Source organism: Streptomyces sp. NPDC059917, from assembly GCF_042730635.1.
Taxonomy (GTDB): Bacteria; Actinomycetota; Actinomycetes; order Streptomycetales; family Streptomycetaceae; genus Streptomyces.
In genome coordinates, this window is the sequence record NZ_JBHWLC010000019.1 from 88,866 (window position 1) to 103,264 (window position 14,399).

The window sequence follows — 14,399 nt, forward strand, 5'->3', positions numbered from 1 at the left end:
CCTCAGGACTCCTGGGTGAGGGAGACGAGCACGTCGCCCCCTTCGATCTTGACGGGGTATACGGGTACGGGGCGCGTGGCCGGGAGGCCGGACGGCTTGCCGGTCCGCAGGTCGAAGGCCGAGCCGTGCAGCCAGCACTCGATCATGCAGTCGTCGACCTCGCCCTCCGAGAGGGACACGTTCGCGTGCGAGCAGATGTCGTTGATCGCGAACACCTCCCCCTCGGTGAGGACGACGGACACCGGCGTGCCGTCGAGTTCCACCCGCTTCGGGGTGTCGCTCTCCAGCTCGCTCAGCGCGCAGGCCTTGACGTAGGTCATCAGACCGACGCCTGCAGCTCGAGGTCGATCTTCGCCAGCAGGCGCGCCTCGATGTCGTCGACACCGATCTGCTGGACCAGCTCGGCGAAGAAGCCGCGCACGACCAGGCGGCGGGCCTCGTCGGCCGGGATGCCGCGGGACTGGAGGTAGAAGAGCTGCTCGTCGTCGAAGCGGCCGGTCGCGGAGGCGTGGCCGGCGCCGACGATCTCGCCGGTCTCGATCTCCAGGTTCGGCACCGAGTCGACCCGCGCGCCGTCCGTGAGGACGAGGTTGCGGTTCATCTCGTAGGTGTCGGTGCCCTCGGCGGTCTTCTCGATGAGGACGTCACCGATCCACACCGCGTGCGCGTCCTGGCCCTGCAGCGCGCCCTTGTAGACCACGTGGGACTTGCAGTGCGGGGCGACGTGGTCGACCAGGAGGCGGTGCTCCTGGTGCTGGCCCTTGTCGGTGAAGTACAGGCCGAGGAGCTCGGCCTCGCCGCCGGGACCGGCGTAGTTCACGCGCGGGTGCAGTCGGACGAGGTCACCGCCGAAGGTGATCACGATCGACTTGAAGCTCGCGTCACGGCCGATCAGCGCGTTGTGCTGGGAGCAGTGGACGGCGGTGTCGTCCCAGTCCTGGACCGAGACCACGGTGAGCTTGGCGCCGTCGCCGACCAGGAAGTCGACGTTGGCGGCGCGGACGCCGTCACCGGTGTGGTCGATGACGATGATCGCCTCGGCGAAGGCCTGCACGTCGAAGACCGTGTGGCCGAAGGTGGTGCCGCCCTCGCCGTGCAGCGAGACGCGCACCGGCTCGGTGAGCACCTGCTCCTTGGGCACGGTGACGACCGTGGCCTTGGCGAAGGACGAGAACGCCTGGGCCGCGACGCGGTCGACCGGCGTACCGGCCTTGCCGACGCGGGCGTCCTCGCGGTCCACCGACTCGATGGTGACGCCCTCGGGCGCGTCGATCTGCGCCTTCATGGTGCCGTTCGCGACCGCGGTGCCGTCGTGGAGACCACGCAGGCGGGCCAGCGGGGTGAAGCGCCACTCTTCCTCACGGCCGTGCGGCACGGGGAAGTCCGCCACGTCGAAGGACGGGGGCGCGCTCATCCGGGTGGCGACGGTGGACTCGGCGGCCACCGCGATCGCGCCGGCGGTGGTGGAGCCCACCGGAATGCTCTGAGCCTCTGCCATGGCTGTCGTCTTGCTCTCTTCCTGCGTCGTGCGTCAAAGGGATCTGCGCTGCGGGGCGGGCGGCCGTACTAGCCGACCGAACCCTCCATCTGCAGCTCGATCAGCCGGTTCAGCTCCAGCGCGTACTCCATCGGCAGCTCGCGCGCGATCGGCTCGACGAAGCCGCGCACGATCATCGCCATCGCCTCGAACTCGGTCAGACCGCGGCTCATCAGGTAGAAGAGCTGGTCGTCGGAGACCTTGGAGACGGTGGCCTCGTGGCCCATGGAGACGTCGTCCTCGCGGACGTCCACGTACGGGTACGTGTCCGAGCGGGAGATCGTGTCGACCAGCAGGGCGTCGCAGAGCACGTTCGACTTGGAGCCGTGCGCGCCCTCGCCGATCTCGACCAGACCGCGGTACGAGGTGCGGCCGCCACCGCGGGCCACCGACTTGGAGACGATGTTCGAGGAGGTGTTCGGCGCCATGTGGACCATCTTGGAGCCGGCGTCCTGGTGCTGGCCCTCGCCCGCGAAGGCGATGGAGAGGGTCTCGCCCTTGGCGTGCTCGCCCATCAGGTAGACGGCCGGGTACTTCATGGTGACCTTGGAACCGATGTTGCCGTCGATCCACTCCATGGTCGCGCCCTCGTACGCCACGGCGCGCTTGGTGACCAGGTTGTAGACGTTGTTCGACCAGTTCTGGATCGTCGTGTAGCGGCAGCGGCCGCCCTTCTTCACGATGATCTCGACCACGGCGCTGTGCAGCGAGTCCGAGGAGTAGATCGGGGCGGTGCAGCCCTCGACGTAGTGGACGTAGGCGTCCTCGTCCACGATGATCAGCGTCCGCTCGAACTGGCCCATGTTCTCCGTGTTGATGCGGAAGTAGGCCTGGAGCGGGATGTCGACCTTGACGCCCTTGGGGACGTAGATGAACGAGCCGCCCGACCACACGGCGGTGTTCAGCGACGCGAACTTGTTGTCGCCGACCGGGATGACCGTGCCGAAGTACTCCTGGAAGAGCTCCGGGTGCTCCTTGAGCGCGGTGTCCGTGTCGAGGAAGATCACGCCCTGCTCCTCCAGGTCCTCACGGATCTGGTGGTAGACGACCTCGGACTCGTACTGGGCCGCGACACCGGCGACGAGGCGCTGCTTCTCCGCCTCCGGGATGCCGAGCTTGTCGTACGTGTTCTTGATGTCCTCGGGCAGGTCCTCCCAGGAAGCGGCCTGCTTCTCGGTCGAACGCACGAAGTACTTGATGTTGTCGAAGTCGATGCCCGAGAGGTCGGAGCCCCAGTTGGGCATGGGCTTCTTGCCGAACAGCTTGAGGCCCTTGAGGCGGAGCTTCAGCATCCACTCCGGCTCGGACTTCTTCGCCGAGATGTCGCGGACGACCTCTTCGGACAGACCCCGCTTGGCCGTGGCACCGGCCGCGTCGGAGTCGGCCCAGCCGTATTCGTAGGTGCCCAGGCCATCCAGCTCAGGGTGAGCGATCTCCGTGGTCATGCGGGGTTCCTCCCGGCGGTGCGTACAGAAGTTGATGCTGATGTGTCGGTCTGTGGGGCGTGCGCGCCCGGCCCGCTGCCGCGCGGGATGAAGGTGGTGCACACCCCGTCGCCGTGGGCGATGGTGGCGAGCCGCTGCACGTGCGTCCCGAGCAGGCGGGAGAAGACCTCGGTCTCCGCCTCGCACAGCTGTGGGAACTGCTCGGCCACGTGGGCGACCGGGCAGTGGTGCTGGCAGAGCTGCTCTCCACTGTGTGGCCCCGGGGCGCTCTTCGCCGTAGCAGCGTACCCGTCCGCGGTCAACGCCCTGGCAAGGGCCTCGGTGCGGTCCGCGGGGTCCGCCGCGTCGACCGCTTCGCGGTAGGTCTGCTCCGGCGCGTCCATCCTCGCCCGGGCGAAGGCGGCGACCGCCGCTTCGCCCTGCTCCCCGCCGCCGGCGGCCCGTGCGATCCAGCGCAGGGCCTCGGTGGCGAGGGCGTCGTAGGACTGGTCGAAGGCGTCCCGGCCGCAGTCGGTGAGCGCGAAGACCTTGGCGGGTCGGCCCCGGGTACGGGCGCCGTACACCCGCTGTTCCCGGGCGGCGACCACGTCGTCCGCGAGGAGCGCGTCGAGGTGGCGCCGAACGGCGGCCTGGGTGAGGCCGAGCCGCTGGGCCAGGTCGGCGACGGTCGACGGACCGTGGTCCAGGATCGACCGCGCGACCCGGTTGCGGGTGGACCGCTCTCCGGTCGCGAGTTCCCCCGGAGGGGTCTCGGTCAGCCGTTCGCCGTATTTCACAACGCCATTGTTGCGTAATTACCCGGGGACCGACAAGCCGTGATGGAGGCCACCACTGGTGGCCTCCATCACTAAGGGTTACCTAATTTGTCGACGCAGCGTGACGCCAATCAACCGGAAGCGACTATTCCGTAATCCCGGCGGGACCCTCCGGTGAACCAGTAAACGGCCCCCACCAGCAAGCCTCCGCCCACGATGTTTCCCGGCACCGTGAACATCAGGTTCCGCGCGAGGTCACCGAATCCGGCCTGCCCGTCCAGGATCGCCAGGCTGAAGACCGCCATGTTCGCCACGCAGTGTTCGAATCCGACCGCCACGAACACCGCCACCGGCAGCCACAGCACGAAAATCTTGGCCGCGTCCCCGCGCGCCCGGGTGAACATCCAGATCGCCAGGCAGACCAACATGTTGCAGAGCACCGCGCGCCAGAAGAGCTGCCCGCCGCCGAGCGCCGTCTTCCCGTGCACCATCTCGGCCAGCATCGCCCGCGCGGAGGGCGAGGAGGTCACGCCCGAGGCGTGCACCATGGCGCCGAAGCCGAAGGCCCCCACGAGGTTCCCGCCCAGCGAGAGCACCCAGGAGGCGACCAGGTCCTTCACCCCGGTGCGGCCGGACAGCGCGCCGACCAGCATGATCATCACGTTGCTGGTGAAGAGCTGGGCGCCCGCGAACATCACGATGGTGAGCGCGATCGGGAACACCGCGCCCTCCAGCAGCTTCACCGCCGCCGACCCCTTCGCCACGAAGGGCGAGACGGCGACCAGCAGCAGGATCTCCCCGATCCCGATATAGGCGCCGGCGAGCATCGCCGAGACGAAATAGCGCGTCGGGTGCCCGAGATCGTGCGCCCCGAGGTGGCTTCGACGTTCTGCGCGATGCTGTTCACCTTTCGAAGTTAGATCCTCCCCAGTGCTCCGTTCGGTATGAAAAAGTCATGAAAGGGCGGACCCGGGACCTTGTGGACCCGGGACCTAGGACCCCCGCACCGGCTCCGTAGACTCACCCGCATGAGCAACGACCCCGCCGTGGAGATCCGCGGACTGGTGAAGCGGTACGGCCCCAAAACGGCGGTGGACGGCCTCGACCTCACCGTCCCAAGGGCCTCGGTCACCGCGGTCCTAGGTCCCAACGGCGCGGGCAAGACGACCACTGTGGAAATCTGCGAGGGCTACCACCGCCCCGACGCCGGAACCGTCCGCGTCCTCGGCCTGGACCCCGTCGCCGACGCGCCGGCCCTGCGCCCGCGGATCGGCGTGATGCTCCAGTCCGGCGGGATCTACTCCGGCGCCCGCGCGGTCGAGATGCTGCGGCACATGGCCGCGCTGTACGCCGACCCCCTCGACGTCGGCATGCTGGTGGAGCGGCTCGGGCTCGGCGACTGCGGCCGCACCGCCTACCGCCGCCTCTCCGGCGGCCAGCAGCAGCGCCTCTCCCTCGCCATGGCCGTCGTCGGCCGCCCCGAGCTGGTCTTCCTGGACGAGCCGACCGCCGGCCTGGACCCCCAGGCCCGCCGCGCCACCTGGGACCTCGTCCGGGAACTGCGCGCCGACGGGGTCACCGTCGTGCTCACCACCCACCACATGGACGAGGCCGAGCAGCTCGCCGACGAGGTCGCCATCGTCGACGCGGGCCGCGTCATCGTGCACGGCAGCCCCGAGCGGCTGTGCCGCGGCGGCGCCGAGAACACGCTGCGCTTCACCGGTCGCCCCGCGCTCGACCTCGGCTCGCTCCTCAAGGCGCTGCCCGACGGCACCCAGGCCGCCGAGACCACCTCCGGCGTCTACCGCCTCACCGGCGACATCGACCCGCAGCTGCTGGCCACGGTCGCCTCCTGGTGCGCCCAGCACGGGGTCATGCCGGACAGCCTCACGGTCGAGCGGCACACCCTCGAAGACGTCTTCCTGGAACTCACGGGCAAGGAGCTGCGCGCATGAGCGCCGGTACGTTCACCCCCGGGCCGGGGGCCGCGCCCGTGTCCCGCATGATCTTCGCGCAGACCGCGCTGGAGACCCGGATGCTGCTGCGCAACGGCGAGCAGCTGCTGCTCACCGTGATCATCCCGGCGCTGCTGCTGGTGCTGTTCTCGGCCGTGGACATCGTCGACACGGGCGCGCAGCGGTCCGTGGACTTCCTCGCTCCCGGCATCCTGGCCCTCGCGGTGCTGTCGACGGCCTTCACCGGCCAGGCCATCGCCACCGGCTTCGACCGCCGCTACGGGGTCCTCAAGCGGCTGGGGGCCTCGCCGCTGCCGCGCTGGGCCCTGCTGGCCGCCAAGACCCTGTCGGTCCTGGTCACCGAGGTGCTCCAGATCGCCCTGCTGTCGGTGATCGCCCTCGGGCTCGGCTGGTCCCCGCACGGCGACCCGCTGTCGGTGGCCGCGCTGGTCCTGCTCGGCACCGCCGCCTTCTCCGGGCTCGGGCTGCTGATGGCGGGCACCCTGAAGGCCGAGGCGACGCTGGCCGCCGCGAACCTGGTGTTCCTGCTCCTGCTGGTCGGCGGCGGGGTGATCGTGCCGATGGAGAAGTTCCCGGAGGCGGTGCGCACGGTCTTGGAACTGCTGCCGATCAGCGCCCTGTCCCACGGGCTGCGGGCGGTGCTCCAGGAGGGCGCGTCGCTGCCCTGGGCCGACGCGGCCGTGCTGGCGGCCTGGGCGGCGCTGGGGCTGGGCGCCGCGGGGCGGTTCTTCCGCTGGGAGTAGCGGGCCCGCCGCGCGCCGTCCGGGAGTGACCGGTTCCTGTTGCGCCGCGAGAGAAGACCTTCCCCCTCCCGCGGCCTTCCCGCGAGGATGGACGCCTCCACACGACACGAAGCCGGGGGGCGGGCATGGCGCAGCGAGAGGCCGCACTGCGGCTCGACGAACAGTGGTCCCGGATCCGTTCAGGCGCCGCGCACGCGGAGCCGGGTGAGCGCGAGCGGCTGCTGGGCGAACTGATCTCCGCGCTGCGGGAGCCCGCGCGCAGCGACCCCGAGTGCGCGGCCCGGCTCGGCCTGCGCCTGGGCGACCTGGCGGCCCGCCGCTTCGCGGACGGGGACCGGGCCGGGGCGCTGTCGGCCCTGGAGGAGGGGCTGCGGCACGCGCAGCAGGCCGCCGCGCACGACCCGGAGTACGCCCGCTGGTACGCCCGGGGCCTGATCAACCAGGGGGTCTGGCTGGCCTGGCCGCTGAGCGACGCGGACCGGCTGCCCCGGCACCCGCTGGGCGCCGCGGCCGAGGAGGGCCCGAGCCCGATGGAGCGGGCCGCCGGCGAGCGGGCCCTGGACGTGACCCGCTCGGCGGTGGACGTGCTGGCGGGGCTGGACCCGCACGATCCGGTCAACCAGCGCGGCCTGGCCCAGGCCAAGGTGTTCCTCGGGGACCGGCTCGCCGAGCTGGGGCTGGCCGAGGACGCGGTGGCCTGGGCGGTGGACGCCGAGCGGGACTTCCGCCGGCTGCTCCAGGTCGGCCCGGGGCCGGAGGAGGCCCAGGAGGCCGAGGACGCGCTGGCGCACATCGAGCGCCAGCTGGAACTGCGGCTGCGCTTCCTCGACTTCGAGTCCCTGGTGGGTCTGCGCGCGGACGGGCTGCTGCCCGAACGGCTGCTCCCCCAGGCCGTGCTGGCCGCCCGGATCCAGGGCGTGGAGCCGCGGCGGATCACGGCCGGGCTGCGCCTCGACGGCGACCGGGTGGCCGAGACGCTCGACACCCTCCCCTGGCTCGCGGTGTGGCGGTTCGACGTCCGGGGTCCTGACGGACTGTGGAACGTACAGGGACATCCCTGGCACAACGCCGCAGAAGTAACGAACAGGACGGCGGAGGAGGTGGCGACCGACCTCTTCCGGGGCTTCACCGAGTCCCCGGACTACCCCGGCCCCGGCGCGCATTGGCGGATCCGGGTGTGGTGGCAGGAGGAAGGGGACCCGGCGGGCGCCCGGTTCCGGCTGATGATCGCCCCCGAGACCCCAAGTGACGCGCCTGACACACCTGACGGCACCCCCTCGTGAAAGTTTGCACAAGGCGCCGCCTACGATAGGGGGCGTGTTCTCCCCCCTCGCTTACATCGCCAGCCGCTGGACGCCGTCGCCGCGCACGGTCCAGCGGGCCGCGCTCGCCGCACTCGTGATGAGTGTGGTCATCGTCGTCACCGGCGGCGCCGTCCGCCTGACCGGCTCCGGTCTGGGCTGCGACACCTGGCCCAAGTGCACCGACGACAGCCTGTTCGCGACGCCCGCCCAGGGCTTCCACGGCGCCATCGAGTTCGGCAACCGCATGCTGACGTACGTCCTGTGCGCGGCGGTCGGCTGGGGCATCGTCGCGGCCCGCTCGGCGAAGCCGTGGCGCCGGTCGCTGACGAAGCTGGGGTGGATCCAGTTCGCCATCGTCATGGGGAACGCCGTGCTCGGCGGCATCACGGTGATGACGGGCCTCAACCCCTACAGCGTGGCGGGCCACTTCCTGCTCGCCACCTCGCTCATCACGGTCACCACCATCACCTGGCAGCGCACCCGCGAGGGTGACACCGCGCCCCGGCCGCGCGTTCCCGCGCCGGTGCGCAAGCTGTCGTGGACGATGCTCGCGGCGACGCTGGTGCTGATCGCGGCGGGCACCGTCGTCACCGGTTCCGGCCCGCACGCCGGTGACAGCAGCGACATCAAGCGGATGCCGTTCGACTGGACCACCACCGCGCACGTGCACGCCGTCGCGGCCTGGCTGGTGTGCGCGCTGGCCGTCGCGATGTGGCTGGTGCTGCGCGTGGTGGACGCTCCGGACGACACCCGGGCGCGCGCCCGCGACCTGCTGGTCGTGCTGCTCGCCCAGGGCGCCATCGGCTACGTCCAGTTCTTCACCAAGGTGCCCGAGGTGCTGGTGGCCGTCCACATGCTCGGCTCGTGCCTCGTGTGGATCGCCGTCCTGCGGGTGGCGCTCGGCCTGCGCGAACGCCCCGGGGCGCGGGCGGAGATCCCGGCGCAGGACGCGGCGCTCCCGGCGTCCGTCTGAGGCGGACCGGTTCAGGGCCGGTCCAGGCCGTAGACGCGGCGGGCGTTGCCCGCCGCGAGCAGGGCCGCCACCCGCTCGGCGTCCCGCCAGGACCAGGAGCCGTCGGCGACCCAGCCTCCCAGCACCCGACCGAGCGCCTCCCGGAACACCCGGGCCGCGACCACGTGCAGTTCGGGCAGTTCGCGGCCGCCGCTGGAGTAGAGCAGCTTGCCGAAGGGCGCCGTCTCCAGGAGTTCCGCCAGTACCGCGTCGGCGCGCGCCCCGGTGCGGGCGAGGGCCGGACCGAGGTCGGCGTAGACGTGCGGGAAGGCGGCCGCCAGGTGCGCGGCGTGCCGGTGGTACGGGTATCCGTGCAGCAGCACCAGGTCGGTGCCCAGGCCCGCCGTCGCCCGGACGAAGTCCGTCAGCAGGGCCGGATCGCCGCGGTCGAGGCGTTCGCGCGGATCCCCCGCACCGGCGTGCAGCTGGAGCGGCAGCCCCGAGCCGACCGCGCTCCACAGCAGGTGCCGCACGAGTACGGGGTCCCGCACCGGCCCGCCCTTGACCCGCCGGGCCAACCACCGCGCCGCCGCGCCGCGCACCTCGTCGGGGCCGGGCGGCTCGGGCGCGAACGCCAGGGCCGTGCCGTGACCGGCGCCCGGACCGGTCCCCGCGGTGAAGGCAAGGGCTCCCGCGGCCGCGTGCTGGAAGGCCTCGGCGAGATTGGCGAGGAAGCCCTCGGCGGTGCCGGAGGTATCGGCGACGTGCTCGGCCAGTAACTCCAGCCGGACGATCTCGTGGGCCTCCGCGTCGGCGGCGAGCGCGAGCTCCTTGGGACCCGTCAGGTCCCCCGACGCCCCGGTGTCGACGAGGAAGGTGGCGGTGCCGGAGCCCCGCAGCAGCAGCCGGTCCGCCTCCAGGACGCCCAGTTCGCGGCGGCGGGCCAGGTAGTGGGCGGGCGGGCAGTGGGCTTCCAGCCCGAGCAGCGGCGGACACCAGCGGCGCACGGCGAAGCCGGCCTGGGTGTCGAAGAAGGTGGTCCCGGCGGCTGCCGGTCCCACCGACCCGCCGAGGCGGGCCTCGAAGGTGCCGAGGCCCAGCTCCGTGCGGAGCACTCCCTGGCAGTACTGGTCCACCAGGGGCGGCGTTTCGATCATCCGGTCATCCCGTTGCGGACGTGGGCGAACGTGCGGGTGCGCTTCCACACGTCCTAACGGGTGAGCGGGGTGTGAGGTGTTGCTCGCGCTGTTGACCGAGCCGGTCGCCTCGCGGCGGGCCCCGCCCGCACCCCCGCCCCGCCGCCCTACTCGGCGGCCTTCGCCTCCGTACCCTCCGCCTCAGCGGCGACCTCGGACTCACCCTTCGCCTCAGCGGCGGGCGCACCCTTCGCCTCAGCGGCAGGCTCGACCTTGGCCTCGGCAGCCGGGGCAGCCTTCGGCGCCTCAACGGCGGGCTCGTCCTTGACCTCGGCGACGGGCGCAGCCTTCGCCTCGGGGGCCTCGGGCTCGGTCTTCGCCTCAGCGGCGGGCGCAGCCTTCGCAGCAGGCGCGGGCTCCACCTTGGCCTCCGCAGCCGGGGCGGCCTTCGGCGCCTCAGCGGCGGGCTCGTCCTTGACCTCGGCGACGGGCGCGGCCTTCGCCTCAACAGCGGCCTTGGGCGCCTCGGGCTCGACCTTCGCCTCAGCGGCCGGGGCAGCCTTCGCAGCAGCAGGCTCGACCTTGGCCTCGGCAGCCGGGGCGGCCTTCGCAGCAGGCGCGGGCTCAACCTTCGCCTCCGCAGCGGGCGCAGCCTTCGCCTGAGCAGCGGGCTCGACCTTGGCCTCAGCGGCCGGGGCAGCCTTCGGAGCAGCAGGCTCGACCTTCGCCTCCGCAGCGGGCTCGACCTTCGCCTCCGCAGCAGGCGCAGCCTTCGCGGCGGGCTCGGGCTTCGTGGGGGGCGGCTCCTCCTCCGCCGCGGGAGCGGGAGCCTGCTTCGCGGCGACCGGCGGGTTCGCGGGGCCGCCCACTTGGATGCCCGCCATCCGGGTCCACTCGTACGGGCCGGTCCGCACCCGCGCCGCCATCTCGCCGTCGAAGGCGTCCTGGAGCGTCAGGCCCGCCTTCTCGGCCGCGAGCCGCGCGACCTCGTAGGCGGGGGCCACCAGGTCGCCCCAGCCGCCGTCGGCGCCGACGAGCACGATCCGGGTGCCCGCCTGCCCGATGTGCGCGAGCTGGCCCTCGGCGCCGCCGTGCAACTTGGCGAAGGCGTCGATCTGCTTGGCCAGCTTCGCCGCGGTGCGGTCCTGCTTCTTGTCGGGAGTGACTGCTGCGGTGTCTGCCATGGACCGCATGCTACCGGTGAGTAATCAGCGGAGGAAGGGATCCACGGCCACGGCCACGAACAGCAGCGACACGTAGGTGATCGACCAGTGGAACAGCCGCATCTCCTTGAGCTTCGCACCCGTCACCCCGGCCTTGGCCCGGGCGTGCAGCGCGTGCGCCTCCCACAGCCACCAGCCACCGGCCACCAGCGCCACCGCGGTGTAGAACCACCCCGTGTAGCCCAGCGGGGTCAGCAGCAGCGAGACCGCCACCATCACCCAGCTGTAGAGGACGATCTGGCGCGCCACCACCCGGTTGCCCGCGACCACCGGCAGCATCGGCACGCCGACCCGCGCGTAGTCGTCCTTCACCTTCATGGACAGCGGCCAGTAGTGCGGCGGCGTCCAGAAGAAGATGACGAGGAAGAGGATGACCGCGGCCCAGGACACCTCGTCCTTGACCGCCGACCAGCCGATGAGCACCGGCATGCAGCCCGCGATGCCGCCCCACACGATGTTCTGCGAGGTGCGCCGCTTCAGCAGCATCGTGTAGATCACGACGTAGAAGAGGAGCGCACCGAGCGAGAGCGCGGCCGACAACCAGTTGACCAGCAGGCCGAAGAAGAGGGTGGAAATCACCCCGAGCGAGATGCCGAAGACCAGGCATTCCCGCGGACTGACCATTCCGGTGACCAGCGGCCGCTGCGAGGTCCGGTCCATCAACGCGTCGATGTCGCGGTCGATGTACATGTTCAGCGCGTTCGCGCCGCCCGCGGACAGGTAGCCGCCGAAGCAGGTCACGAGGACCAGCCACATCGACGGAACGCCCTGCTCGGCGAGGAACATCACCGGCACGGTCGTGATGAGCAGCAGCTCGATGATCCGCGGCTTCGTCAGCGCCACGAAGGCCATGGCCCGGGCCCCGAACGGCCGGTGACCGGAAGGGGTACCGAGCACCCCCGCTGGACGGGATTCGACGGCCGTCACGCACACCCCTGACAGAGACTCCCAGCAAGCTCCGGACATGAGGATCCGGTAAAGACTTGCGCGTACCACGCCACTGTAGACGTTGCCCTTACGTCGCCCCGCGCGGGGGTCGCCCCGTGTTGGGCCGATCGGCACCGGCGCGCTGAACCGGACGTGGCAAGGTGGTGACGGTGTGGAGGCACTCGAATAGCTGCACGCCCGGTCGAGGGTAGGCTCGGAATCGCGCCGGTGCACGGTACGTCACCGGGATTCGACATGTGGAGAGGAGCCCTGACCCACGGTGAGCACCAAGCCGACGACCACAGAGCTCGAGTGGACCGAACTGGACCAGCGCGCCGTTGACACGGCCCGCATTCTCGCCGCCGACGCGGTGCAGAAGGTCGGGAACGGCCACCCCGGTACGGCCATGAGCCTGGCCCCCGCCGCCTACACCCTCTTCCAGAAGGTGATGCGGCACGACCCGTCGGACCCCGAATGGGTCGGCCGGGACCGTTTCGTGCTCTCCGCGGGGCACTCGTCCCTCACCCTCTACACGCAGCTCTACCTGGCCGGTTTCGGCCTGGAGCTGGACGACCTCAAGGCGTTCCGCACCTGGGGTTCGAAGACCCCCGGTCACCCCGAGTACGGGCACACCGCGGGCGTCGAGACCACGACCGGCCCGCTGGGCCAGGGCGTGGCCAACGCGGTGGGCATGGCCATGGCCGCCCGCTACGAGCGCGGCCTGTTCGACCCGGAGGCCGCCCCGGGCACCTCCCCGTTCGACCACATGGTCTACGCGATCGCGGGCGACGGCTGCCTGCAGGAGGGCATCTCCGCGGAGGCGTCCTCGCTGGCCGGCCACCAGAAGCTCGGCAACCTCGTGCTCCTGTGGGACGACAACCACATCTCGATCGAGGGCGACACGGAGACGGCCGTCTCCGAGGACACCATCGCGCGCTACGAGGCGTACGGCTGGCACGTCCAGCGCGTCGCCCAGCAGGCGAACGGCGACCTCGACCCGAAGGCCCTGTACGCCGCGCTGGAGGCCGCCAAGGCCGAGACCGGGCGTCCGTCCTTCATCGCCGCCCGCTCGATCATCGCCTGGCCCGCGCCGCACGCGCAGGGCACCGAGGCCTCGCACGGCTCGGCCCTCGGCAACGACGAGATCGCGGCCACCAAGGTCGTCCTCGGCTTCGACCCGGAGCAGACCTTCGAGGTGTCGGACGCGGTCATCGCGCACACCCGCAAGGCCCTGGACCGCGGCCGCGACGCCAAGGCCGCCTGGGAGAAGGACTTCTCCGCCTGGCGCACCGCCAACCCGGAGCGCGCCGCCTCGTTCGACCGCATCCAGGCGAACGAGCTGCCCGCGGGCTGGGAGGAGCGGATCCCCGCCTTCGAGACCGGCAAGGGCGTCGCCACCCGCGCGGCCTCCGGCAAGGTGCTCGAAGCGCTCGGCGCGGTCATCCCGGAGCTGTGGGGCGGCTCGGCCGACCTCGCCGGCTCCAACAACACGACCATCGACAAGAACTCCTCGTTCCTGCCGGAGGGCAACCCGCTGCCGGAGGCCGACCCGTACGGCCGCACCGTCCACTTCGGCATCCGCGAGCACTCCATGGCCGCGGCCATGAACGGCATCGCGCTGCACGGCCACACCCGCATCTACGGCGGCACCTTCCTGGTGTTCTCCGACTACATGCGCAACGCCGTCCGCCTGTCCGCGCTGATGCACCTGCCGGTGACGTACGTGTGGACGCACGACTCCATCGGCCTCGGCGAGGACGGCCCGACGCACCAGCCGGTCGAGCACGTCGCCTCGCTGCGCGCCATCCCGGGCCTGAACGTGGTCCGCCCGGCCGACGCGAACGAGACCGCCATCGCCTGGCGCGAGATCCTGCGCCGCCACACCAAGGTGTTCGGCAAGGGCGCCCCGCACGGCCTGGCGCTGACCCGCCAGGGCGTGCCGACCTACGAGCGCAACGAGGACGCCGCCAAGGGCGGGTACGTCCTGTTCGAGGCCGACGGCGGTCCGGCCGAGGTCGTCCTCATCGGCACCGGTTCCGAGGTCCAGCTCGCCGTCGCCGCGCGCGAGGCGCTCCAGGCCGAGGGCGTCCCGGCCCGCGTGGTCTCGATGCCGTGCGTCGAGTGGTTCGAGGAGCAGTCCCAGGAGTACAAGGACAGCGTCCTGCCGCCGTCGGTGAAGGCGCGCGTCGCCGTCGAGGCGGGCATCGGCCTGACCTGGCACCGTTACGTGGGCGACGCCGGCCGGATCGTCTCGCTGGAGCACTTCGGTGCGTCGGCCGACGCGAAGGTGCTGTTCCGCGAGTTCGGCTTCACCCCGGAGGCCGTCACCGCCGCCGCCCGGGCCTCTCTCGAACAGGCACGGCTGGCCGCCACCGCGCGCTGACGCCCGTACAAGACAAGT

Annotated in this window: 12 protein-coding genes and 1 pseudogene; 5 read left to right on the forward strand and 8 right to left on the reverse strand. The window is 71.6% G+C overall.

What is annotated here, in order from left to right; genetic code table 11:
- Positions 1–2: 2 nt before the first annotated feature.
- The 5 genes and pseudogenes from ACFWAR_RS14150 to ACFWAR_RS14170 all read right to left on the reverse strand — a co-directional run.
- Positions 3–320 (reverse strand): non-heme iron oxygenase ferredoxin subunit, encoded by a 318-nt coding sequence (locus ACFWAR_RS14150; protein ID WP_385776638.1) that lies wholly within the window; start codon positions 318–320, stop codon positions 3–5.
- Positions 320–1,498, reverse strand: a complete 1,179-nt coding sequence (sufD, locus tag ACFWAR_RS14155) for a Fe-S cluster assembly protein SufD (RefSeq protein ID WP_385776640.1) — start codon at positions 1,496–1,498, stop codon at positions 320–322. Before sufD ends, ACFWAR_RS14150 begins: the two co-directional genes overlap by 1 nt.
- A 68-nt stretch (positions 1,499–1,566) precedes the next feature.
- The gene (gene sufB, locus ACFWAR_RS14160) at positions 1,567–2,982 is read right to left on the reverse strand and encodes a Fe-S cluster assembly protein SufB (protein WP_385776643.1); all 1,416 of its coding nucleotides are present in this window, start codon (positions 2,980–2,982) and stop codon (positions 1,567–1,569) included.
- The gene (locus ACFWAR_RS14165; protein WP_385776645.1) at positions 2,979–3,758 is read right to left on the reverse strand and encodes a helix-turn-helix transcriptional regulator; all 780 of its coding nucleotides are present in this window, start codon (positions 3,756–3,758) and stop codon (positions 2,979–2,981) included. Before ACFWAR_RS14165 ends, sufB begins: the two co-directional genes overlap by 4 nt.
- 110 nt (positions 3,759–3,868) lie before the next feature.
- Positions 3,869–4,603, reverse strand: a pseudogene (locus tag ACFWAR_RS14170) (formate/nitrite transporter family protein); the annotation flags it as partial.
- A 162-nt stretch (positions 4,604–4,765) separates the two neighbouring features.
- Between ACFWAR_RS14170 and ACFWAR_RS14175 the strand changes: the two are divergent.
- From ACFWAR_RS14175 to ACFWAR_RS14190, 4 genes are all read left to right on the forward strand, one after another.
- Positions 4,766–5,692, forward strand: coding sequence for an ABC transporter ATP-binding protein (locus ACFWAR_RS14175; protein ID WP_385776647.1), 927 nt, complete (start codon positions 4,766–4,768; stop codon positions 5,690–5,692).
- Positions 5,689–6,456, forward strand: a complete 768-nt coding sequence (locus ACFWAR_RS14180) for an ABC transporter permease (protein ID WP_385776649.1) — start codon at positions 5,689–5,691, stop codon at positions 6,454–6,456. Before ACFWAR_RS14175 ends, ACFWAR_RS14180 begins: the two co-directional genes overlap by 4 nt.
- A gap of 125 nt (positions 6,457–6,581) precedes the next feature.
- On the forward strand, positions 6,582–7,739 hold the full coding sequence (locus ACFWAR_RS14185; protein ID WP_385776651.1) for a hypothetical protein: 1,158 nt from the start codon (positions 6,582–6,584) through the stop codon (positions 7,737–7,739).
- 4 nt (positions 7,740–7,743) lie between these two features.
- Positions 7,744–8,733 carry a heme A synthase gene (locus ACFWAR_RS14190; RefSeq protein ID WP_385776653.1) on the forward strand — a complete coding sequence of 330 codons (990 nt, stop codon included), beginning with the start codon at positions 7,744–7,746 and terminating at the stop codon, positions 8,731–8,733.
- Positions 8,734–8,744: 11 nt separating this feature from the next.
- On the opposite strand, the gene ACFWAR_RS14195 is transcribed toward ACFWAR_RS14190, so the two are convergent.
- The 3 genes from ACFWAR_RS14195 to ACFWAR_RS14205 form a co-directional block, all read right to left on the reverse strand.
- Positions 8,745–9,869 (reverse strand): amidohydrolase family protein, encoded by a 1,125-nt coding sequence (locus tag ACFWAR_RS14195; RefSeq protein WP_385776655.1) that lies wholly within the window; start codon positions 9,867–9,869, stop codon positions 8,745–8,747.
- A gap of 146 nt (positions 9,870–10,015) precedes the next feature.
- Positions 10,016–11,032, reverse strand: coding sequence for a hypothetical protein (locus ACFWAR_RS14200; RefSeq protein ID WP_385776657.1), 1,017 nt, complete (start codon positions 11,030–11,032; stop codon positions 10,016–10,018).
- Positions 11,033–11,056: 24 nt separating this feature from the next.
- Positions 11,057–11,998 carry a heme o synthase gene (locus tag ACFWAR_RS14205; protein WP_385776659.1) on the reverse strand — a complete coding sequence of 314 codons (942 nt, stop codon included), beginning with the start codon at positions 11,996–11,998 and terminating at the stop codon, positions 11,057–11,059.
- Between the two features lie 280 nt (positions 11,999–12,278).
- Between ACFWAR_RS14205 and tkt the strand changes: the two genes are divergently transcribed.
- The gene (tkt, locus tag ACFWAR_RS14210; RefSeq protein ID WP_385776661.1) at positions 12,279–14,381 is read left to right on the forward strand and encodes a transketolase; all 2,103 of its coding nucleotides are present in this window, start codon (positions 12,279–12,281) and stop codon (positions 14,379–14,381) included.
- Positions 14,382–14,399 lie beyond the last annotated feature (18 nt).

Excerpts from the sequence above, each read along its gene's own strand:
- ACFWAR_RS14150 (WP_385776638.1), bottom strand. The coding sequence starts at position 320 with ATGACCTACGTCAAGGCCTGCGCGCTGAGCGAGCTGGAGAGCGACACC.
- sufD (WP_385776640.1), bottom strand. The coding sequence starts at position 1,498 with ATGGCAGAGGCTCAGAGCATTCCGGTGGGCTCCACCACCGCCGGCGCG.
- sufB (WP_385776643.1), bottom strand. The coding sequence starts at position 2,982 with ATGACCACGGAGATCGCTCACCCTGAGCTGGATGGCCTGGGCACCTAC.
- ACFWAR_RS14175 (WP_385776647.1), top strand. The coding sequence starts at position 4,766 with ATGAGCAACGACCCCGCCGTGGAGATCCGCGGACTGGTGAAGCGGTAC.
- ACFWAR_RS14180 (WP_385776649.1), top strand. The coding sequence starts at position 5,689 with ATGAGCGCCGGTACGTTCACCCCCGGGCCGGGGGCCGCGCCCGTGTCC.
- ACFWAR_RS14185 (WP_385776651.1), top strand. The coding sequence starts at position 6,582 with ATGGCGCAGCGAGAGGCCGCACTGCGGCTCGACGAACAGTGGTCCCGG.
- ACFWAR_RS14195 (WP_385776655.1), bottom strand. The coding sequence starts at position 9,869 with ATGATCGAAACGCCGCCCCTGGTGGACCAGTACTGCCAGGGAGTGCTC.
- ACFWAR_RS14200 (WP_385776657.1), bottom strand. The coding sequence starts at position 11,032 with ATGGCAGACACCGCAGCAGTCACTCCCGACAAGAAGCAGGACCGCACC.